General features: G+C 68.6%; 18 protein-coding genes and 3 pseudogenes. 9 read left to right on the top strand and 12 right to left on the bottom strand.

The features are described from left to right. Window positions 1-900: 900 nt before the first annotated feature. Window positions 901-1215 (bottom strand): hypothetical protein, encoded by a 315-nt coding sequence (locus RIU97_RS02865; RefSeq protein WP_404953141.1) that lies wholly within the window; start codon window positions 1213-1215, stop codon window positions 901-903. Between the two features lie 356 nt (window positions 1216-1571). On the opposite strand from RIU97_RS02865, the gene RIU97_RS02860 reads away from it, so the two are divergent. Further along, entirely contained in the window at window positions 1572-2090 is a 519-nt protein-coding gene (locus RIU97_RS02860; protein ID WP_404953140.1) for a hypothetical protein, read from the top strand. Here RIU97_RS02860 and RIU97_RS02855 read toward each other — a convergent pair. Further along, complete coding sequence (locus RIU97_RS02855) at window positions 2066-2416, bottom strand: DUF6233 domain-containing protein (protein WP_404953139.1); 351 nt, start codon at window positions 2414-2416, stop codon at window positions 2066-2068. The genes RIU97_RS02860 and RIU97_RS02855 overlap by 25 nt on opposite strands. A gap of 363 nt (window positions 2417-2779) precedes the next feature. Between RIU97_RS02855 and RIU97_RS02850 the strand changes: the two genes are divergently transcribed. After that, the gene (locus RIU97_RS02850; protein ID WP_404953138.1) at window positions 2780-3949 is read left to right on the top strand and encodes a tyrosine-type recombinase/integrase; all 1170 of its coding nucleotides are present in this window, start codon (window positions 2780-2782) and stop codon (window positions 3947-3949) included. A gap of 17 nt (window positions 3950-3966) precedes the next feature. Beyond that, window positions 3967-5334 carry a DJ-1/PfpI family protein gene (locus tag RIU97_RS02845; RefSeq protein ID WP_404962738.1) on the top strand — a complete coding sequence of 456 codons (1368 nt, stop codon included), beginning with the start codon at window positions 3967-3969 and terminating at the stop codon, window positions 5332-5334. Between the two features lie 280 nt (window positions 5335-5614). Here the strand turns inward: RIU97_RS02845 and RIU97_RS02840 are convergent, their stop codons facing one another. From RIU97_RS02840 to RIU97_RS02830, 3 genes are all read right to left on the bottom strand, one after another. Beyond that, complete coding sequence (locus tag RIU97_RS02840) at window positions 5615-6241, bottom strand: DUF305 domain-containing protein (RefSeq protein WP_404953137.1); 627 nt, start codon at window positions 6239-6241, stop codon at window positions 5615-5617. Between the two features lie 118 nt (window positions 6242-6359). After that, window positions 6360-6797, bottom strand: coding sequence for a DUF6153 family protein (locus tag RIU97_RS02835; RefSeq protein WP_404953136.1), 438 nt, complete (start codon window positions 6795-6797; stop codon window positions 6360-6362). Window positions 6798-6931: 134 nt separating this feature from the next. Continuing rightward, complete coding sequence (locus tag RIU97_RS02830; RefSeq protein ID WP_404953135.1) at window positions 6932-7519, bottom strand: TetR/AcrR family transcriptional regulator; 588 nt, start codon at window positions 7517-7519, stop codon at window positions 6932-6934. A gap of 115 nt (window positions 7520-7634) precedes the next feature. Between RIU97_RS02830 and RIU97_RS02825 the strand changes: the two genes are divergently transcribed. Further along, window positions 7635-8492 (top strand): class I SAM-dependent methyltransferase, encoded by an 858-nt coding sequence (locus RIU97_RS02825; RefSeq protein WP_404953133.1) that lies wholly within the window; start codon window positions 7635-7637, stop codon window positions 8490-8492. A gap of 759 nt (window positions 8493-9251) precedes the next feature. Continuing rightward, window positions 9252-9731 carry a WXG100 family type VII secretion target gene (locus tag RIU97_RS02820; RefSeq protein WP_404953132.1) on the top strand — a complete coding sequence of 160 codons (480 nt, stop codon included), beginning with the start codon at window positions 9252-9254 and terminating at the stop codon, window positions 9729-9731. On the opposite strand, the gene RIU97_RS02815 is transcribed toward RIU97_RS02820, so the two are convergent. Then, window positions 9701-10515 (bottom strand): IS5 family transposase gene (locus RIU97_RS02815; RefSeq protein ID WP_404953131.1). Its coding sequence is split into 2 segments (ribosomal slippage): window positions 9701-10173 and window positions 10173-10515, totalling 816 coding nucleotides; the frame shifts between segments, so codons are not numbered across the junction. The genes RIU97_RS02820 and RIU97_RS02815 overlap by 31 nt on opposite strands. A 307-nt stretch (window positions 10516-10822) precedes the next feature. After that, a complete protein-coding gene (locus RIU97_RS02810) occupies window positions 10823-11656 on the bottom strand; it encodes a hypothetical protein (protein WP_404953130.1) in 834 nt (277 codons plus the stop codon). Between the two features lie 705 nt (window positions 11657-12361). On the opposite strand from RIU97_RS02810, the pseudogene RIU97_RS02805 reads away from it, so the two are divergent. The 3 genes and pseudogenes from RIU97_RS02805 to RIU97_RS02795 form a co-directional block, all read left to right on the top strand. Next, window positions 12362-13597 (top strand): annotated as a pseudogene (locus RIU97_RS02805) (IS701 family transposase). 66 nt (window positions 13598-13663) lie between these two features. Continuing rightward, window positions 13664-14481, top strand: a protein-coding gene (locus tag RIU97_RS02800) for an IS5 family transposase (protein ID WP_404953129.1) whose coding sequence is annotated in 2 segments (ribosomal slippage) — window positions 13664-14006 and window positions 14006-14481 — 819 coding nt in all. Because the reading frame shifts where the segments join, the coding sequence is not laid out codon by codon here. Between the two features lie 65 nt (window positions 14482-14546). Beyond that, window positions 14547-14727, top strand: a pseudogene (locus RIU97_RS02795) (glycoside hydrolase family 15 protein); the annotation flags it as partial. Window positions 14728-14746: 19 nt separating this feature from the next. On the opposite strand, the gene RIU97_RS02790 reads toward RIU97_RS02795, so the two are convergent. The 3 genes from RIU97_RS02790 to RIU97_RS02780 form a co-directional block, all read right to left on the bottom strand. Then, window positions 14747-15001 carry a hypothetical protein gene (locus RIU97_RS02790; protein ID WP_404953128.1) on the bottom strand — a complete coding sequence of 85 codons (255 nt, stop codon included), beginning with the start codon at window positions 14999-15001 and terminating at the stop codon, window positions 14747-14749. Window positions 15002-15528: 527 nt separating this feature from the next. Beyond that, window positions 15529-16224: a response regulator gene (locus RIU97_RS02785; RefSeq protein ID WP_404953127.1), complete on the bottom strand. Its 696-nt coding sequence runs from the start codon at window positions 16222-16224 to the stop codon at window positions 15529-15531. Continuing rightward, window positions 16215-17984 (bottom strand): sensor histidine kinase, encoded by a 1770-nt coding sequence (locus RIU97_RS02780; RefSeq protein ID WP_404953126.1) that lies wholly within the window; start codon window positions 17982-17984, stop codon window positions 16215-16217. Before RIU97_RS02780 ends, RIU97_RS02785 begins: the two co-directional genes overlap by 10 nt. Window positions 17985-18190: 206 nt before the next feature. Here RIU97_RS02780 and RIU97_RS02775 point away from each other — a divergent pair, with 206 nt between their 5' ends. Then, window positions 18191-18427: a hypothetical protein gene (locus RIU97_RS02775; RefSeq protein WP_404953125.1), complete on the top strand. Its 237-nt coding sequence runs from the start codon at window positions 18191-18193 to the stop codon at window positions 18425-18427. Between the two features lie 159 nt (window positions 18428-18586). On the opposite strand, the gene RIU97_RS02770 is transcribed toward RIU97_RS02775, so the two are convergent. Continuing rightward, window positions 18587-18877 (bottom strand): YceI family protein, encoded by a 291-nt coding sequence (locus RIU97_RS02770; protein WP_404953124.1) that lies wholly within the window; start codon window positions 18875-18877, stop codon window positions 18587-18589. After that, a pseudogene (locus RIU97_RS02765) lies at window positions 18772-19248 on the bottom strand (IS21 family transposase); the annotation flags it as partial. The pseudogene RIU97_RS02765 and the gene RIU97_RS02770, both read right to left, overlap by 106 nt. Window positions 19249-19332 lie beyond the last annotated feature (84 nt).

Raw genomic sequence — 19332 nt, 5'->3', positions numbered from 1 at the left:
CGCAATCAGCAGCCGAGTCGTCGTCGGGTGCCGGGCGGCGAATCGTCTGAAGCCACGGACGGCAGAGGTCTGAAAGCCACACCCGGCACCCCTGGGTGAGCCAACCCTACGAATGGCTCGCTCATCCCGATCAACAAGGTAGGGAGGACTGACCCACCACCACGGTCGTCTACGAGCCGGCCGCGGCCCGGTGGCTGGGGCGGCGCCCGTACAACCGAACGCACTCCCACGCCTGTCAGGACTACCTCGCAGGGATGAGGTCTACGGCAAAGGCGAGGGTTGACCGATCCGCTCCGGTTCCAGCGGCTGCGCCTGGGCGTGGGGCCCGCTGCCGTACTCGGGTTCGGTGAGGGGTCGGCGGAGCGGCCGCCGGATGACCGGGCTCGGGCCGAGTCCAGGCGTTTCGCCGGTGAACCGGCGTGCCCGGGCGGGTGAACCAGGTGCCGTTGGCTTGTTGCTGACGGCGCGGAGTGGGGCTGGTCGCTGCATTCCGCGAGCGCGGCTGACGGTTTGCCAGCGGGCTGGGAGCCAAGCGTCCACGTGTCGGTGTGAGGTCTGGGCTGGGCCGGCACACCTGACGCCGCGATGTTGCATGCGATGCAACCGCCGCGCGTGGGGAGGCCTGCCGATCACGGATCCCTCGATCGCGCCGGCTTCTCTGCCCCGTCCTGCCGGTCCTTTTCGGCAGACCTAGACTGAGCTGCGAGAACCCGACGGGGGAACAGAGTCATGGGCGTGGACGTAGGTGCGAGCAGTGCAGCGGACGGTGAGCCGCCCCTGATCTCGGCGGTCCGGGCCGGAGACGCCGTGCTAGTGGATGCACGCGTGATCGACCGTCGGGATCGGACGGTCTGCGCCTGACGCCCTTGGCCGACTGGACCTCGCCCACCGGCCCCCGTCTCAGTTGCGGACCTGCCATGCCGGGTGCGGCCGGCGGGGGGCACGGCGCTTGTAGGTGTCGATCGTGAGGAAAAGGGCTCCCGAGGCGGCCGTCGCGGCGAACGACAGGATTGCGGCTTCCGTCCGCCACCCGGGAATCCCTACGAGCATCAGCCAGGTCGCCGCCGTGGCCCCGGCCGTGAACAGCAGCAGCGCGATCCTGGCCCTGAGCGACATGCTGCCGCTCGCCGCGACGCAGGCGTATCCCAGAACGGTGCCCGGGAGGAGGGTCACGATCGCACCCAGGATCAGGAAGACAAGAAGGGCGATGAGCACGGTGCACTGACCTCCGGACTGTATCCGCGTTCCCCGCCGGTGGGGCGGGGTCGTCGACCGCCATCCTGCCAGATGATTTGAACGTGTTCAATGCGTGTGTGGGGAGTGGAACTCCTGGCCCTTGCCGCGGCCTGACGACGCGCCAGGCCGAACGAAGCCATCAGCCGGAACAGCCTGGTCCTGGGGCTGGAGGTGTCGGGGGCTTCGCGGGTGCCCAACGAAAGCTGCCACAGGCGTGACGCGAAGACCTCGTGACGCGCTCACGAGAGGCCCGCCATGTCCTCCTCCGGTAGGGCCGGGACCGGAGGAGGCGGCCCCGGGGTCGGCGGTCGGTAGTGACACTCAGGGCGGGGCCAGTGCAGCGGCTCGGCGCGGCGGTGGCCGTCGTGGCGGTGGCGGCGCCGGCCGCTCCCTCCGCCACGGCGGCCCCGGCCTACAAGTGCGCCAGCAGCACGAAGGGCATTGACGACACGAGCTATGACGGGCCGTGGCCGGACAACTGGAAGGTGACGGTACGGACGTGCGCGGCCCGGACCGGGGGCGCCGTGTACGCGTACGCCGAAGTGCGCTGGGACGGGGCCAGCTTCTACCCCGTGGACGACCCGACGATCTTCGACGGGGCCAAGCTGCGCGTGCAGATCAAACAGTCCCGCGAGGGTGCCGATTTCGTGGTGGCCGAGAGGGATTTCCCTGGCCTGGAGGCGCGGCTGGAGGACAGCACGTCCAGCGGGGCGCGCTCCGGCACCTACCGGACCGCGACCATCAGCCACCGGGCCGGCGCAGCCGCGCTCGGTGACTCGGTGTTGTTCCTGGACTGGCACGGCGACGGACGTGGGTACCAACGCCACGACTACACCGCTTCCCCGACCGTTTGACCTGTGATCAGTCGCCGGGGGGCGGGTGCGTCGTTCTGGCCGTGGGTGAGGATCGGCAAGAGGGCCTCGGCGGCGTCGCACGCTGTGCAGGCGATGGTGCCGGGCCGTGCGAGCGCGTCGAGCGCTTGCATGGTGCCCAGTGGGTGCGCGCGGTCGGTGGCGCCGGAGCAGCCTTCGGAGTGGATGGTGGCGGGCCGGCCGTGGGTGCGGCCGTCGAGCAGCCACGCCCACCGGGTCGGCGTCGAGGTGCGGGTACAGGGGTGGGCGGGGACGTGCCCGAGGTCGACCCCGGGCAGCGGGCGCAGCTGCTCTCGGCGGTGACCCACGTGCCGTACTCGGCCGGCTCGACCCCGTCCCCGGCGGCTGTCTGCGACAGGGGGACGCCGATGCGGTACATCCATAGGCCGGAGTCGAGCTGCTGTCGCTCGTAGAGCCGTACCCGCTCGATGGCCTGCCCGTCGGGGAGGACCAAAGTGATCGGGGCCGACGGAGAAGCATCGGACACGGTCAGGAGCGGGCCGGCTGTTCCTGCCGGGCCTGCTGGCACTGCTTGCAGAGGGGATTTCTCTTGGGGTGGATCAGCTGTGGTGTGACGTGGTGTGAGGTGGGTTCGTTGATCTCCTGGGACTCGTTCTCGGGGGGTGTGGCTCTGCGGCGGGTCGTTGCACGGCTCGAAGCAGGAGTTGCGGATGCGGGCGTTTCCCGTGGTGATGCCGTCCGGGCAGAGGTACTGGACGGTCCTTGATGACGATCTGGAGGTCGTTGCCGTGGCCGATCGCTGGCTGCGGAACCTTCGGTTCGGGCGGGACCGGGCCGAGCTGACGACGAAGTCGTACGCCGGCGGGGTCGCCCTGTACTTGAGATGGTGCAGGGCGACGGGCCGGCAGTGGCCCGAGGCGGGCCGGGATCTGGGCCTGTTCATGGTCTGGCTGAGGTACACCCCGGCCGCCGTTCACGGGGTGGTGCCAGTGGTGCAGCCCGGCCCGGGGTCGGCGGCGGTGCGGGGCGAGCGGCGGATCAACCGGGTGCTGGTCGCGGTGCGGGGGCTGTTGTCGTACGCGGTCACTGCTGGTGAGGCACCGCGTGGGGTGTTGGGGCAGATCTACGAACTCGCCGACAGCCGGGATCTGCCGACGGAGGCCACCGGCGAAGACGGGGGCCTGTTCTACCGGATGCGACCGGTTCACCGCCTGCGGGAGCCGGTCGCCGAGGTGGACCGGGCGGCCGACGCCGAGCTGGTGGCGATGTTCGTCGCGTGCCGCAGCGCGCGGGACCGCCTGGTCGTGCTGCTGCTCGGGCGGGTGGGTTTGCGGCGCGGGCAGGCCGCCGGACTTCGCCGCAGCGACGTGCATCTGCTGCCGGACTCGTGGGGGCTGGGCTGCGAATACCCGGGGGCGCACGTGCATGTGCGGCGGAGGGAGAACTCCAACGGTGCCTGGTCGAAGTCCCGGCATTCGTGGGTGGCGCCGCTGGACTTCCTGACGGTGTCCGCGTTCGACCTGTACTACGAGGAGCGGCACCGGCTGCAAGGGGATAGTGGCAGCGACTTTCTGCTGGTGAATCTGTTCCGGGCGCCGCTGGGCGCGCCGATGTCGCCTGAGGCGATCGGGGAGCTCTTCGAGCGGCTCGGGAAGCGGGCAGCGCTGGGCCGGCGGGTGGGTCCGCACATGGCCCGGCGGGCGTTCGGGTCGAACGTCGCGGACGCGGGCGGTGCGCCGGACGAGGTGCAGGCCCTGCTGGGGCAACGGAGCCCGGACTCGTCGGGGCCGTACCGGTTTCCTGATCCGGGGCGGGTGCGGGCGGCTGTCGATCGGGTTCCGACGCCGCGGGCCGGCGCAGGGCGGGAGGGGAGCCGGTGACAGTCGGGACGGTGCCTATGTGGCCGGCGATCGAGACGCCTGCGGGTGAGGCGTGTTTCGAGGAGATCGTCAGCGCTCTCGATCCGAAGTTCCTGGAGGTGGTGGACTGGTGCTGGGAGCGTCGGGTGATCACCTTCCCGAGGGTGCATCCGGTGATCGGGCTGGCGGACTGCCCGGTACCGAACTGTCCTCTGGCCATCACGGTAGCCACCTGGCCGATGTGCCGGGGCTGCCTGGAGCGGTGGCGCAACACCGACCTGCCGTTGGAGGAGTTCCGCGGCATGCCGAAGCCCTTCTCCACGGGGGCTGGGCAGCAGCCGTGTGCTGTGTTTCGGTGCGAGCGGCCACGGGACACGGCTGCCGCCATGCTGTGCGTGGCGCATCGTCTGCAGCGGATGCAGCGGCTGGGCGGGATCGGGCTGGAGGAGTTCTTGGCCCACCCGCGGGTCGTGGGCCTTGCCGGGTTCGGCCCGTGCCTGATCGCTGCCTGCTACCTGGACCGGGTCGGCAGCAGATATCCGTACTGCAAGACCCACACGCAACGCCTGCGCGTGGTCCGTGAGGAACGCGGGTTCGACGAGGCGTGGTGGCGGCGGACGGAGAGGGCGGTCTGCTCCACGCGGGAGGTGAGCCTGCGGGGTCTGCCGGATCTGCTGGTCGCCGAGGCGTTGTACGCGTTGTGGTCCAGGGTCGAGAACGGGTACAAGCTGCGGCCGGAGATCCTGCGGCCGCTCTACGACCGGATGCGCGCCCTGCAGGTGTCCACGTTGGAGCAGTTGACCGCCCCGGAGGCGGCGGGGTTCGGCCGTGAGCACGCCACGATGATCCGTGCCGCGCAGGTGGCGCTCGTCCGTTTGAACAGCACGCCGGAGACGGAGCGGGTCAAGGACGTGTGGGACATGGCCGTGTTCGGGCACGCGAGCACGGTGCCGTTCACCGCGATCACGCAGTCGGCGCTGCGGGAGGCGATGAAGGTCTGGGTCTACGACGATCTGCCGCGTCGGCGGAACAAGAACGCCGTCCACCACGCCCGCGAGATCGTGGCCGCGGTGGCGATGCTGTCCGAGAGCCTCCTCGGGGCAGCGGGGCTGCTCAAGGGGCAGACCGCGACCACCCACTGGCTGGCGATGGACGACCTGGAGACGTTCGGTGCCACCTACACCGCGGAACGCGTCGTCCGGCACGACAAGATCATCACGTCGGCCGGGATCTCCGCCGGTATCGACCTGGCTCTTGGGCTGTGCACGTTGCTGAGCGACGAACTCACCGCCCGGGCCATTCAGCTCCTCACCGAGTACGACCCCCAGCCGCCGTACGACAGCGGCTCCCTGGCCACGGCGACGCCCGAGGTCGTGGCCAGGGCCCGGGAGCTCATCGGCGGCTGAGCCCGCTCAGCCCCAGCGTGCGCGCGGCAGCCCGGTTCGGGCCGTCAGCTCCCACCTCGCAGGACCCGCGTGCAGGGCCGTCCACAGGAGTCCGCATCAGAGTTCGCCGCTGACCGGCGACGGTGCAGCAGTGTGGATCCGGCCGTCGGCGGCGAGGACGATGAGCAGGCCGGGCTCGGGCTGCTCCCCGGCGACCGTGGGTGCGTCGGTGACGGGCTGGAAGGGGTGCGCGAGGGGGCCGGGCAGGGACGGCGCACGGCGTCCCTACCCGGCCCGGGGGTCAGCTCCTGCCGAGGAGCTTGTTCATCTGCTCGATCTCCGCGGACTGGGCGGTGACGATCGCGTCCGCCATGGTCTTGGCGTCGGGGAAGACGCCTTGGGCCTTCTCCGCCTTCGCCATCTCCACCGCGCCTTCGTGGTGCTTGATCATCAGCTCCATGAAGGCGGTGTCGAACGCTGCGCCCGAGGAGTTCTTCAGCTTCTCCATCTCCTGCGGGCTCATCATCCCGGCCATGCCGTGGGCGGAATGGTCCATCTCGCCCTCGGCGGGCACCTGCTCGCCCCAGGAGGTCAGCCACCCCGACAGGGTCTTGATCTCCGGGTCCTGGGCCTTCCTGATGTCCTCGGCGAGCTTCTTCACCTCGGCCGACTGCGCGCGCGAGGGCGCCAGGCCGGCCATCTCGATGGCCTGGCGGTGGTGGGGGATCATGCCCTTCGCGAACGCCACGTCGGCGGCGTTGTGCTGCCCCTGCGAGATCGGTGCGGAGGCGGACGGCGAGGTGGCGGTGTGGCCGTTGTGGCCGGCCGAGGCGTCGTTGCCGTTGCCACAGGCGGCCAGCACGAGGGCGGCCGACACGGCGACGGTCGCGGCGGCGCTGCGGCACAGGAGGGAACGCTTGCTGATCATGGTGGTGCTACTCCTTGCTGCGCGGCCCGGTCAGCGGGCACACGCGAGGAACGGATGAAGAGAGCTCGCAGCACGAACCCCGCCACCGGTCAGGGGGCATGGGGTCGTGCGGGCGGCTCTATATCCGCAGAAGCTGCAGCTCAGCCAGATCAGGCGGCGCCCGACCGCTCCACGCACCGGCTTCGGCGCCGCCAGGCAGGGCCGAGGGCGCCAGGGGCACGTCGAGCGCCGCGGCCAACGGCGGCGGCGCGTACGCAGAGCCGACACCCGCGGCCGCGCACGTCCCGTCCGCGTGGTCCAGGTGTTCCGTGCCCCCGGCCGAGTGCGAGCACGCCCCGTCCGTCACGGCCTCATGCACATGGGAGCCGGGGGCGCCGTGAGGCGCGTCGGCCGGTACGGCGTGTCGGGCCTGGGCGGGGTGGCCTGCGGCGGCAAGCACGGGGGTCGGGCCGAAGCCGTGCATGGCCAGGACGCCGGCCAGGACCGCCAGCACCAGCAGCACGAAGCCGCGCCCCGCAGGGCGGCGGCTCGGTGTGCGCTGAACGGCGGCGATCATAGGTTCATCGTAGGGGGCGGCCGGTGCCGCGCGTTCAGGAGCGGACCATCCGGGCGACCCCTCGCACGCCTCCCCACCCTGTCGCGGGCCTCGCCGCCGCGGCCATCGCCTTGGCGGCGGCGCAGGCGTGCAGGTCAGCCGCCGAGAAGTACGGCCAGCAGCCGCTGCGTGGTCGCCCCGGTGTCGGCGGTCCGTCCGGGGCTGCGGGTCATCAGCAGGTGGTGGGTCGTGCCGACGAGGGCGAGCGCGATGGCGCCGGTGTCGCTGCCTGCCGGGATCCGGCCGGCGTGCTGTTCCGCCTGGAGGTAGGTGGTGACGGCGTGCTGGATCGCGTCGAACGCCGGCGCGCCGGACTGGAACCCCTCCCGGGTGTGCAGTGCGGCTGCCGGGCGGGTCATCGCCAGCCCCACCACCGCCGCGGGCAGCGCCTCCATCAGGTTGAGGACGACCTCCTGGAGGTTGCCGGCGACCGTGCCCTCGCCCACCTTCGCCTCCAGCGCCTCGGCCTGGCGGGCGCTGCGTGCGAACCGGTCCAGGAGCAGCTCGGCGACGAACTCGTCCAGGCCGGCGAAATGCGTGTGCAGGACCCCCTTGCCGCAGTCCGCCTCCGCGGTGATCGCGCGGCTGGTCAAAGCCGCCGCACCGTCGCGGGCCACCACCCGCTCCGCAGCCGCGAACAATCGCTCGCGCAAATCCGGAATCGCCACTCCACGAGGTGACACAACCGCCCCTTCCCTCAACCCCATTGCAAGTATGGGCATCCGCCCATACTGTTTGGGCACTTGCCCATACTAGGGCCGGGGCGCCGTGCCGCGCCCCGGCGGGAGGGAGTCACCCATGGCTCATTTCGCCGACACCGCGCAGGCCGAGGCGTGGAACGGATACGAGGGCGAGCAGTGGGCCCGCAGCCAGGACCGCTGGGACGCCGTCAACGACGGCTTCAACCAGCCCCTCCTGGACGCCGCGGCCGTCAAGGAAACCGACTCCGTGCTGGACGTGGGCTGCGGGGCCGGACGCACCACCCGCCTCGCGGCCCGGCGCGCGGGCCGGGGCCGCGCACTGGGGCTGGACCTGTCCGGCCCGATGCTGGCGAAGGCCCGAGAGAGCGCCGTACGGGAAAGGGTGGAGAACGTCTCCTTCGTCCAGGGCGACGCGCAGGTCCACGCGTTCGATACCGAGGGCTTCGACGCGGTCATCAGCCGGTACGGCATGACCTTCTTCGCCGACCCCGCCGCCGCGTTCGCCAACCTCCACCACGCCCTGCGCCCCGGCGGCCGGCTGGCCTTCGTCTGCGCGGCCGAAGCCGAGGCCAACCAGTGGCTCGAGGCGATGGCCTCACTGGAGGGCATCGTGCCGCTCGGCGGCTTCGGCAAAGCTGGCGGCCCCGGCATGTTCTCCCTCACCGACCCCGACCGCATCCGCACCCTGGTCACCGCGGGCGGGTTCACCGACGTCGACGTACAGCGCATCGAGGTGCCGGGCAAGTGGGGCGCCGACGCGAAGGACGCCGCGGCGTTCCTGCTGGACTCCGGCCCCGGCCGCCATCTGCTCGGCCAGGTCGCCCCGAAGCAGCAGGCCCAAGCGCGCCAGGCGCTGACCGATGCCCTCAGCCGTTATGAGGCGGACGGGGCGGTGTGGCTGCGCAGCAGCTCATGGCTGGTCACCGCCGCACGCGGCGAGGCCACACCGCGCTGACCGTCGCCCGGCAGGTCGGTGGCGGCTCAGGAGCGGACCATGCGGGCGATCGGGACGCTTCGGCGATCTCGCCCTGCGCCTGATTGTCGCCTTGCACGATGGGATCGGCCATGCAGGACTCGAGGTGGTCCTTGTTGGCGGTGTAGCCCGCGACCCCGTCCCTTCACCGATTACCCCGACGGGATGCGGTGATGTGTTCCGCCGCTGAGCCCCGCGCCCGCAGCTGCCCCCGCCCGGCCACCAGGCGGGGGCAGCTGCGGGCGCGGGGCTCAGCCGGTACCCAAGGTCCCTCGATCCAGCGATGGCGCCACACCCGTCGCAATCGATACCGTCAGGCGCACCGTCGCTGAGCTGCACCAAGCCCTTGCAATACACCTCGCACCACACTTCCAGCCCCAGAGAAACCGCTTCCCGCCCACCCTGTAGCGGCACGTGGAGGTGTGGCTTCTCTGCACCAAGTCACGGGGGATCGGCGACTCTCCAGGAGACGGCCCTGGCCCATCCGCTCTACGCGAGCCCGGCGACGGCAGGCACCGCCAGGGCCAGGGCGATCCCGACCGGCGCCCAGGTCTCCTGCCCGCCGACGTCGACGCGCATCCCGTTCTCCGCAATGACCGTGGTCCGTACGCCCTGGCGGCTCAACTCCGCCTCGACGGCGGCCTGGGTAACGGTGGCGGACGAGCGGGATGCTGAGGAAGGCGAGCGCGATCAGGATCTGGAGAGCGGCGATCGTGGTGTTCATCGGGGGTCCTCGTTTCGGTGTTCCTGCCTGGCGACGACGTCACGATGACGCGCCGGGCTGACCGGACCGAACAGCTCACCGACAGCCCGCTGACACGCTCCCGTCGTCCTTACCGCGATCACGGGTTGCCGATCGGTGCCCCCTATTCGAATCAAATCCGATCGAACGCTTTTGTGGAGGTCAAACATGTTGATCATCTGTCGACCCGGAGCTCAGGGGAGGGAGGCACCGTGGGATACGCAGATCTCTCGGTGGAGGCCGAGCGGCTCAAGAGCCTCGCCCGCGACCTCGACGCGATGCAGGAAGTTCTGACGAAACAACTGCTGCGCATGGACGAGATCGTGGACGCCATCGAGGCGCGGTGGCGGGGGCCGGCAGCGGAGGCGTACCGCGCCCGGCATCGCGCGGCAGCGGAGGACGCCGTAACGATCAGGGGGACCATGAAGCTGCTCGCTAAGACCGTGTCCTATGTGGTGAGGCGGACGAGTCGCTTGTAGCAGCAGATGGCGGCGGCGAGGCCGAGAAATGCCAGGTAGTTGCGGGAGTGGCGCTCGTAGCGGTGGTTGAGCCGACGGTAGCCGGTCAGCCAGGACATGGTCCGCTCGATCACCCACCTGCGCCGACCGAGTCGTTCCGATGACTCGACGCCCTTGCGTGCGATACGGACCCCGATCCGTTTGCCGCGTACCCATTTCCGCAGGTGGGGAACGTCGTAGGCCTTGTCGGCGTGGAGGCGTTGGGGTTTGAAGTGGCGGCCGCGGTGGGGGTCGTGTCTCGTTTGGTGACCCATGATCATGGGCTTCAGTGCGAGGCCGTGGGTGTTGGCGGCGGTGACGCTAACAAGGAGGGGCAGTCCGTTCGCATCCGACAGGACGTGCATCTTGGAGCCCGGCTTGCCCCGGTCCACGGGACTCGGACCGGTGAGTTCGCCCCCTTTTTGGCCCTCACGTGGGCGGAGTCCAGGACGGCCCGGGAGAGGTCGAGCAGGCCGGCGTCGTCGAGCCGGTGCAGGATCTCCTCGTGCAGCCGGCCCCACACTCCGGCCCTCGACCAGATCAGGAACTGGCGGTGAGCCGTCGACTTCGATATCCCGAAGCACGGTGGCAGTGACCGCCAGGCGCACCCGCTGACCAGCACGTAGATGATCGCGGCGAACAGCGTTTCATCAGGCGTGTCCTGCGTGCCGCCACCCTGCGGCCGCACCTTCGACGGTGGGATCAACGGCTCCGCGATCTCCCACAACCCGTCCGGAACAATCCAACTCCACGTACCCCGCCCCATGACGGACTCAACGACCGCCTCACCACATAGGACACGGTCTTACTGCGGCATCATCCTTCTGGGCCGCCGACGAGTACAAATCCGATAAGTCGACCTCGAATCGGAACGACTGCTACCGCTATCCGCTGCACCGCCGGCCCTCGTGCCGACCGCAGACCTGAGCGTTACGCAGCGCTACACGCCACCTGGCCGTAGCTATGCGAGAACAGGGCCGAGTCGCCAGTAAGCTTAGGGCCCCGATTTCTCCCTCCATGGCAGCTCCATCCCCAAGCCGCTACGCCGCCTGGCCCAGCCGCCACAATCGTACTTATGGAAACTCGATGCCTCTCGTGCAACCGTTTCGGTTCTGTTGAAAATTGATGAACTCGTTGCGGCCCGCCGCAAGCACCACGTCGCAGACCGCATACCAGAGCGGAGAACGCGCCTCAACCCGCCACGTGCCCGCTTTCAGGTTCGACAGGTTAACTTGCGCGTTGCCGGATGTTGCCCCGGGTTGAGCTTCCCACCGGTCGGTTTGCTGGAAGGAGGTCTCTCCCATATCGGACGTGCCTGCTGGTGAAGTTAGCTGCCCACTGAAGGTGACAGAGCCGGTGGAAGGCTGCGTGCCGCCACCACCCAATGGGGTCCTATAGTTTATCGACACATAGGCCGGGGCCGTTGGCGTCGGCGCCCCGAGTCGATTGCAGTTCTTGGACCATTTCAAAGCAATACTGAAAAACTGCCAGCAATGCACAAGATGCGAGGATGTGGCCGTGTTGAACAGACCGAACGGGCTGTTTACGGGGACATTCGTACCTGCCGGGCCTCCGGTCAGGATCCATTCGGCAATCGGGGAATTTGACCACCCGAGGCTTATTCCTCCAAGGAACGAGCGCCTACGATATCGCAGGTACCCGCCGCCGTTAATCGCAATCGGGATCGCCTGTCCAAATTTGACTTCTACTCTTGGACTGAAAGGATCCCCGAAAGATATAGTCGCTCTACCACCATTGTCGGTCCACGCCAGGTCGATTGCGCTCCGGCGTTCAGCGTAGATGAGGTAGCGATTGATATGGGTATTTTTTAGATAAGCGTATATCGTCCCGGTGAACAACACGTTTCTACCGGCGCGTTCAATAACCCATTCTTCGAGGGGAGGCATGGCCGCTCCTAGCTTCCATGAGAATCCTAGGCTCATACCAGCGTGCCTCAGTCTCGTCAGATGTTCCTGACGGCACGGCCATGTGGGTGAACCAACGAAGGTGACCATGGGTGACAGACGATGACAGGGGCGGCGGTCGTCCGTCGAGCGGGGCCAAACGGGGGCCACACGAGGCGAACGCACGAGGATCGTCCTGGACGATCGCGGACGATAGTCCAGGCGAACGAGCAGGTCAGCGAGCAGCGGCCGGAGCTGGGGCTGGGGCGGCCCGCCGCCCGCTACACCCGCGCGGCGCTCGACTGGATTTCGGCGGATCGCGTGTGCCCAGGGCCTGACGTCCGTGCGGTACTCGGCCACAGGGGTCCCCCTCTTCAATATCGCCCGGGTCGACTTCCTCTCTGCGGTTGGTTGCGGGGGACCGGCTGGGGAGTCGGTCCTGGTGTGGGTGGGTTGAGCAACCCCGCCGCGAACCATCAGAAGAACCCACGAACGGGTGACCCGGCAGCAGGCCCGCGAGCCTCAGATCACCACCGCAGATCTACGGCACGTTTCCGGCGTATTCCGGCCGCCCTCCTTGCTGGTCGGGCCTGTCCGGGAACGGGTGCGGCCACCGGTGATCATCGGTGTGTGAAGACAGAAGATCAGTCGGTGGCCGCAGGTCACAGCATAGATCCTGCCCAGTGGCAGGAGACGTTCGAGGTCCTGATGAGCCGCATCGCGGGGCGGTTCGTCCGGGTGGAACCACGGCGTCGGGCACGGGAGTTCGTGCTCGGGTTGCTATCGGACCTGCCGCGCAAGAACTGCTGGACGCTCGCCGAGCACACAGGTGATGCGACCCCATACGGCCTGCAGCACGTGCTGTCGAGGGCCAAGTGGGACGCCGACGCGGTACGCGACGACATCCGCGACTTCGTCGTCAGGAAACTGCACGATGACACGGCGGTGCTGGTCGTTGACGAGACCGGCGACCTCAAGAAGGGCGCCGCCACGGTGGGCGTGCAGCGCCAATACACCGGCACCGCCGGACGTATCGAGAACAGCCAGGTCGCCGTCTACCTCGCCTACTCCACCCTGCGGGGCCACGCGGCGATCGATCGGGAACTGTACGTTCCGCGCTCCTGGACCGAGGACACGGCCCGCTGTCAGGCCGCCGGGATACCCGACACCGTCCGCTTCACCACGAAACCCGCACTCGCCTCCCGCATGATCGGCCGAGCACTCGACGCCGGCGTTCCCGCCTCCTGGGTGGCCGGGGACGAGGTCTATGGAGGCAACCCGCACCTGCGGAACGAGCTCGAGAGACGCGAGATCGGCTACGTACTCGCCGTCGCCCGTGACCACCAGATCACCACCAACGCGGGCAAGTTTCGCGCCGACGCCCTGGTCAAGAAGCTGCCGAGGCGGGCCTGGCAGAAACTCTCCGCCGGGGCCGGAGCCAAGGGCCACCGCTTCTACGACTGGGCCCTGGCCGACATCACCGACGACCGGCCCGGCCACCACTAACTGCTCGTCCGCCGCAACCGGCGAACCGGCGAACTCGCCTTCTATCGCTGCTACTCAGCCACCCAGGTTCCGTTGTCCGCCCTGGTGCACGTCGCCGGACGCAGATGGACTGTCGAGGAGACCTTCCAGTGCGGCAAGGGGCTGGCCGGACTGGACGAACACCAGGTCAGACGCTGGACGTCCTGGCACCGCTGGGTCACCCTCGCGATGCTCGCCCACGCCTTCCTCGCCGTCGTCCGTGCCGACGAACATTCCCGCCACCCCGGGCCGGACGACCTGATACCGCTTACCTGCAACGAGATCCAGCGCCTGTTCATCACGCTCGTCGTCCGGCTCGTCCACGACGTAGGCCACCGGCTTGACTGGTCCCAGTGGCGACGTCGCCACCAGGCCCGATCCCAGGCCAGCCATTATCAGCGACAAGCCGCTCAGGCATGAAGATCGCGATCTACAACTGGAGTACTAAGAGCGTGTCCTATGTGGTGAGGCGTCGTTGACGTCGGTATGGGGCGGGATACTTGGAGTTGGATTGTTCTGGACGGGCTGTGGGAGATCGCGGAGCCGCTGATCCCGCCGTCGAGGGTGCGGCCGCAGGGCGGCGGCACAGCGGATACGCCTGATGAGACGCTGTTCGCGGCGATCATCTATGTCCTGGTCAGCGGGTGTTCCTGGCGGGCCTTGCCGCCCTGCTTGGGGATATCGAAGTCGACGGCCCACCGCCGGTTCCTGATCTGGTCGAGGGCCGGAGTCTGGGGCCGGCTGCACGAGGAGATCCTGCACCGGCTCGACGACGCCGGCTTGCTCGACCTCTCCCGCGCGGTCCTCGACTCCGCCCACGTCAGGGCCAAAAAGGGGGCGAACTCACAGGTCCGAGCCCCGTGGACCGAGGCAAGCCGGGCTCCAAAATGCACGTCCTGTCGGACGCGGCCGGACTGCCCCTCCTCGTCGGGCTTTCTGCGGCCAACACCCACGACAGCCAAGCGCTGAAGCCCATGGTGCTCGGTCACCAAACGAGACACGACCCCCACCGCGGACGCCACTTCAAACCCGCCCGCCTGCACGCCGACAAGGCCTACGACGTCCCCCACCTGCGGAAATGGTTACGCGGCAAACGCATCGGCGTCCGCATCGCACGCAAAGGCGTCGAGTCCTCCGAACGTCTCGGCCGGCGAAGGTGGGTGATCGAGCGGACGATGTCCTGGCTGACCGGGTATCGCCGTCTCAACCACCGCTACGAGCGCCATCCCCGCAACTACCTGGCCTTTCTCGGCCTCGCCGCCGCCCTGTGCTGCTACAAGCGACTCGTCCGCCTCACCACATAGGACACGCTCTAAGGGTCGCGGTTCTGCCGCACTCGGCGTCCGCGGGCGACTCGGGGGGTCTCCTCCCGGGTCGTGGCATCTGGGAGAGCCGCGCAGGCCGGCGGAACTTCGTGTACTCGCGGCTGATGTGCTGGGTGGCACTGGAGCGGGCGATGCGGATGGCGAACCGCCGCGACCTGCCAGCCGACCTGCCCCCGCTGGCGGGAGTCCCGGGACGCGATCTACCGGCAGATCATGCGGCGCGGCTCGTGGGCTTCCTTGCTGGTCAGGACCTTGGGTCGTAGGTCGGCGTCTCGTTGTGAAGGTCAGCGCCGGGCATTTTGAGGATCGTCTTGTGGTATTCGCCGCGCCGGTCGTCGACGAAGGCATGCTCCGCGTTGTGGCTGAGCTGCTGCAGGAAGCCGGCGAGTTCTTCCCACAGGAGAAGCCATTCACCCTCGGGGTACTGACGTTTGAGCCAGGCGTCGAGGGCCCGGTCGCAGGCTCCCTTGTGTGCGGCGAAGAGCGGAGTCTGCTGCATGGGCTCGCCGTCTTGGCGGTTCGTGCGTCTGGCCCAGAGCAGCCAGGTTACACACAGTCATCATGATCCGGACCTCGGTCACGGACTACGCCACTCCGGTCACCTGTGCCATCGCAGCGGCCAGGCAGGCCAGGACGCCTGTCGGAGCGGCATTCACGCCCGTCGGGCCGCTGGCCCCGAACGTCGCTGACCCTGGCGGCCGGCAAGGGGGCTGAACCGGTCACGGCCGTGGGGCACCCGGCTGGGCCGTTAGGCCGGTCATGATCAGAGAGCACTCATGATGACCCTCGCGGCCGCCGCCACCCTTGGCGTCACCACCCTCCCAGCCACTGCTGAGACCTCCCCGCCAGGACGGCGACACCTGCGTGGGCGCCACTCTCGCGAAGAGCGCCACGCCACGTCTCCCCGATTCCACGAGAGCAGCTGGTCGGCAGCGTCGTCCGATGAGATCTCCCACCCCCTGACGGCTCTGGAGCGTCGTCGTGAGGGCTGAAGAGGCGTCCACGCTCGAGGGGGTGTTCGGCGGATCAAGGCAGGGGACGGCCCCATCGCAGAAAGGCCAGAATGGCCATGACGCGAGCGTTGACCACAGGCTTTCCCTGCTCGTCCTTGGGGAGTTCGGCGAGCTCCAGTTTGCGGTAGAGGGAGGTGATGATCCCCTCGACGGTTCTGGGAACGTAGGAGAGCGTCGAGGCGATGGCGGTGTTGCTGAGTCCCCCTGCCATGAGTTCGAGAACCCGCCGCTCGGTGGGGCTCAGCCGGTCGATGGGGTCATTGTGGCGTTTGCGCGCCAGGAGAGCCTTGACCAGTGTCTGGTCGATCCTGGTGCCGCCGCGGGCCACGTCCCGGATCGCCTGCACCAGGCTGTCCATGTCTTCGACCCGTCCCTTGAGCTGGTACCCCACCGGTCCGTCGAGGGCGGCAATCTCCTGGGCCCATGACACCTCCTGGTACTGCGAGAGCGCGAGAATCGGCAGGTCGGGATGACGGCGCCGCAGTTCACGCGCAGCCGTCAGCCCCGCGTCGCCCTCAGGAGGCTGGGAAGCGGTGGGAGGCATGGCGATGTCTATGATCACGATGTCGGGAGTGCACTGCTCGACGAGTTCCAGAAGCTCTGAGGTCGTCGCGGCCTGTCCTGTCACCTCGACGTCGCCGTAGTCGAGGAGGGCGCGGACCAGCAGATCGCGATAGAGGCCGCTGTCTTCTGCGACGGCTATACGCATGGCAGTACCACCTTGAGTGTCGTGCCACCCTGAGGGGGGCTGTGAATGGCGAAGGTGCCGCCGTGGACCGTGGCGCGTTCCTGCATGCCGCGCAGCCCTCTGCCAGCGGGACGGTGGCCGGCCCCGCCCCGTCCGTCATCGCGGACCTCCAGAGCGAGCCGACCCTCCGAGTCCGCGATGACCGCGATGATCTGACTGGCCGCAGCGTGCTTGTGGACGTTGCCCACGGCTTCGCTGATGATGAAGTAGGCCGTCAACTCCACCTCGGCCGGCCAGCGAGTGGGAGCCACTTTGAGGGTCAGCGGGATCGGGGAGTGCTGAACCAGCGGGTCGAGTGCGTCGCGCAGGCCACGGTCCAGTGCGGAGGGGTAGATGCCTTCGGTCACTTCCCGCAGCTCGTTGACGGCCATGTGCAACGACTTTGCGATGGCCTGCAGTTCCTGGACCACCGAGGCGTGGTCGTGGTGTTTGAGGGCCCGGCCGACCAGGTGCTGAAGTGTGCTGAGCCGGTGTTGTGATCCGTCGTGCAGCGCGAGACTGAGGGCGCTGCGCGCGGCCGCTTCGGCTTGCATGATGCCGTGCAGTCTCGCCCGATTGTCGGCCTGCAGACGGGCGTTGTCGAGGTGGAGTACCGCGGCGGCCACGACGGCGTTGAGAAGCTCGCGACGGATCGGTCGCTCCACGAGGAAGGCGTCGTGGACGAGATAGGCGAGGGGCTCACCCGGCGGCCCTACGGGAGTTCTCGCGCGCCCTTCCGACCACAGCGGCGGCGGAGAGGGGAGGCCGCTTTCGTTCACGTACTCGTTGGAGTTCGCGCGCCGGTAGTGGAGAGTGAGCGTCGGATCCTCCAACGCCTCGGCCAGCACGTCCCGCAGCGGCCTTTCCCTGTCCGAGGACAGCTGGGTGAGCATCCGGCTCACGCTCCGGTGCGCGATCTGCACGCGGAGGGATCCGAGGAGTACCGCGCCTCCCAGAACGAACAGGGAGCAGGTGTAGGCCAGCAGCATCGCGCTGTGGAAGGCGGCCGGTGCTCCGGCCACGGCTGCCAGGCAGCCTGCAGCGAACACCGCGCCGATGAAGGCGACGGCTGCCCAGAACAGTCCGCGTTCCCGCCGTGCGGGCGGAGGCTCGCACCGCCATCTCCGGATGACCAGTACCACGACGACACCGGCGAGAACGATCGCCAGTACGCTGCCCACAGGCGCCCACACCGAGTACTCGGCGTCGGGGTCGCCGGCCATCTGCGGTTGCAAGGGGTCTTCGGTGAGGGCGCGCAGGCCCTGGGTGACGAGGACGACCGCGTACAGAGCGACGACCGTACACCGTTCGGGACGGCGTCGCAGCCGGCCGTCGGGGTAGGCGAGCAGGAGATGAGCGAGCACGACCGCGTTCAGGTAGAACAGCCAGAACCCGATTCCGTTCAGTAGGGGGTACCCGCTGAACTGCAGGTCGCCCAGGTACCAGGTGAATCCCATGGCCACCAAGAGCTTCGCCATGCGCGACCCTCCGGGCTGGCGGGTCCATACGAACAGGCCGGCGGCAAGGAAGAGCACTCCGGCGACTTGCGCGGGGACGGCGACCCACCACGGATAGGGGGTCTTCTGCCAGGAGATCAGGATCGCCGCGACGCTGAACGCGGAGCCGAGCGCTCCGGCAAGGACCGGTTCCGTGAAGTCCGCGCCGGTGGCCGCGTTGTGCCATCGTCTGGAGGTCTGGGCACCGCCCGCTGCGTGCAGGTCGCCGCGATCGTCGAGATCCATATGTCAACTGTGCCGCCTCGCACCACTGTTGACCATGACATCAGAGCAACTGGCGGCGGTTCAAGGGATACCCCCGCGGCGGGCTCCAGGGTTATCCCTGTTCCGATCGTCGGGCTATGCCCGATGCAGGCTGCCCGGCCGGGTCCGCACACTGGAACCACGGAAGGCTGTGGAGCCTTCATCGTCGGAGTGGGGGAGTTCCCGCTGTGAGCCAGTTCGTGAAATTCCTCGAAGCCATGGCAGCGATTCTCGGCCTGTGGTCCTTCATCGGCGGAACCGAACAAGTGGTGGAACACGGCTGCTATTGCGTGGCACCGTGGGAAGAAGAGTACAAGTACTGGGTCACGGCCCGCTTCCGTCCGGTGGACCCTGCCAACGACGGCATCTGCTCCGGCCAGGCATGGGACAACGACTGCTATCCGTCGTACTACTACATGCCGTGAACTCCGAAGCGGCGTCTGCCTCGGGCCGGCGGGCCGGCGGGCCGGTTCGGCCGGGACTGAAGCCTGATGAGTACCCGGCCAGGGCCTGTCCGGTGGATCGTGGCAGCCGTTGGGTCAGCCATGCTGCGACCCGCCGGTCGCAGCCCGAGCTGGTCGTGCTCAGGTGGCCGTTTCGCTGGGCTCGAGGACGGCCTCGACGTCGACCATGACATCGACCGTAGCGCTGACGACCACTCCGCCGCGGTCGACCACATCGTTCCAACTCACCCCGAAGTCAAGTCGATTGATGCGCGTCGTGGCGACGAAACCGGCCCGTCGCCTGGGCCCGAGGTCCCGCCCCTCCTGACCGGGATCACGACGCGGAAACGCGACCAGGCCACCCACGCGCACCACAGCGACGTCCGTCGTCCGCCGATCTGCGGGCCCTCGCCCCAGTTCCACTGCAGCCATAGCCCCGGCTCGGTGATCCACGGCCGGTAAACGCGGCGCTGACCGGCCCTGAACTGGGCTTTTGCCTCTGCGGCCGTGCGGCGGGTGGTGCGTTCCCCACCCGTGAAGCCCATCGCCGTGATCCTTTTGTGGACCACGTTCGCGCGGATCCGCCCGTTCGAGCGGACCACCAGCTCCTCGATTTTCGGCAGGAAGACGTCGATGGCCCGGTCGCGGAGCCGGGGGGCGTCGGGATGCTGTCCAGCGGCCCGCATCTTCACATATCGGGCCACCGTGTGGTGGTCGCACCCGGCGAGCTCGGCCGCCGAACGGTAACTGCCCGTGAGGTCGTATGCCTCAAGGATTTCCATGATCTCCCTGCTGTTCTTCACCCGCTCGAGCTTCGCCGACCGGGTACGTCTGGGCCGAGCGGGGAGATATCTGGCCATCCGCGGGGAAACCCATGGCCATCAGTG

Origin of the sequence: Streptomyces sp. 147326 (genome assembly GCF_045000215.1) — a bacterium.
Taxonomy (GTDB): Bacteria; Actinomycetota; Actinomycetes; order Streptomycetales; family Streptomycetaceae; genus Streptomyces.
Note: the sequence above shows the minus strand (reverse complement) of the source record. Positions and strands in the feature narration are given on the sequence as shown.

Bases quoted from the DNA above. Each gene is read 5' to 3' on its own strand.
- RIU97_RS02835 (WP_404953136.1), bottom strand. From the start codon at position 6,797: ATGATCGCCGCCGTTCAGCGCACACCGAGCCGCCGCCCTGCGGGGCGC.
- RIU97_RS02785 (WP_404953127.1), bottom strand. From the start codon at position 16,224: ATGCGTATAGCCGTCGCAGAAGACAGCGGCCTCTATCGCGATCTGCTG.
- RIU97_RS02780 (WP_404953126.1), bottom strand. From the start codon at position 17,984: ATGGATCTCGACGATCGCGGCGACCTGCACGCAGCGGGCGGTGCCCAG.
- RIU97_RS02845 (WP_404962738.1), top strand. From the start codon at position 3,967: ATGTGGCCGGCGATCGAGACGCCTGCGGGTGAGGCGTGTTTCGAGGAG.
- RIU97_RS02825 (WP_404953133.1), top strand. From the start codon at position 7,635: ATGGCTCATTTCGCCGACACCGCGCAGGCCGAGGCGTGGAACGGATAC.
- RIU97_RS02840 (WP_404953137.1), bottom strand. From the start codon at position 6,241: ATGATCAGCAAGCGTTCCCTCCTGTGCCGCAGCGCCGCCGCGACCGTC.
- RIU97_RS02790 (WP_404953128.1), bottom strand. From the start codon at position 15,001: ATGCAGCAGACTCCGCTCTTCGCCGCACACAAGGGAGCCTGCGACCGG.
- RIU97_RS02850 (WP_404953138.1), top strand. From the start codon at position 2,780: ATGCGGGCGTTTCCCGTGGTGATGCCGTCCGGGCAGAGGTACTGGACG.
- RIU97_RS02770 (WP_404953124.1), bottom strand. From the start codon at position 18,877: ATGGCTGCAGTGGAACTGGGGCGAGGGCCCGCAGATCGGCGGACGACG.
- RIU97_RS02810 (WP_404953130.1), bottom strand. From the start codon at position 11,656: ATGCCTCCCCTCGAAGAATGGGTTATTGAACGCGCCGGTAGAAACGTG.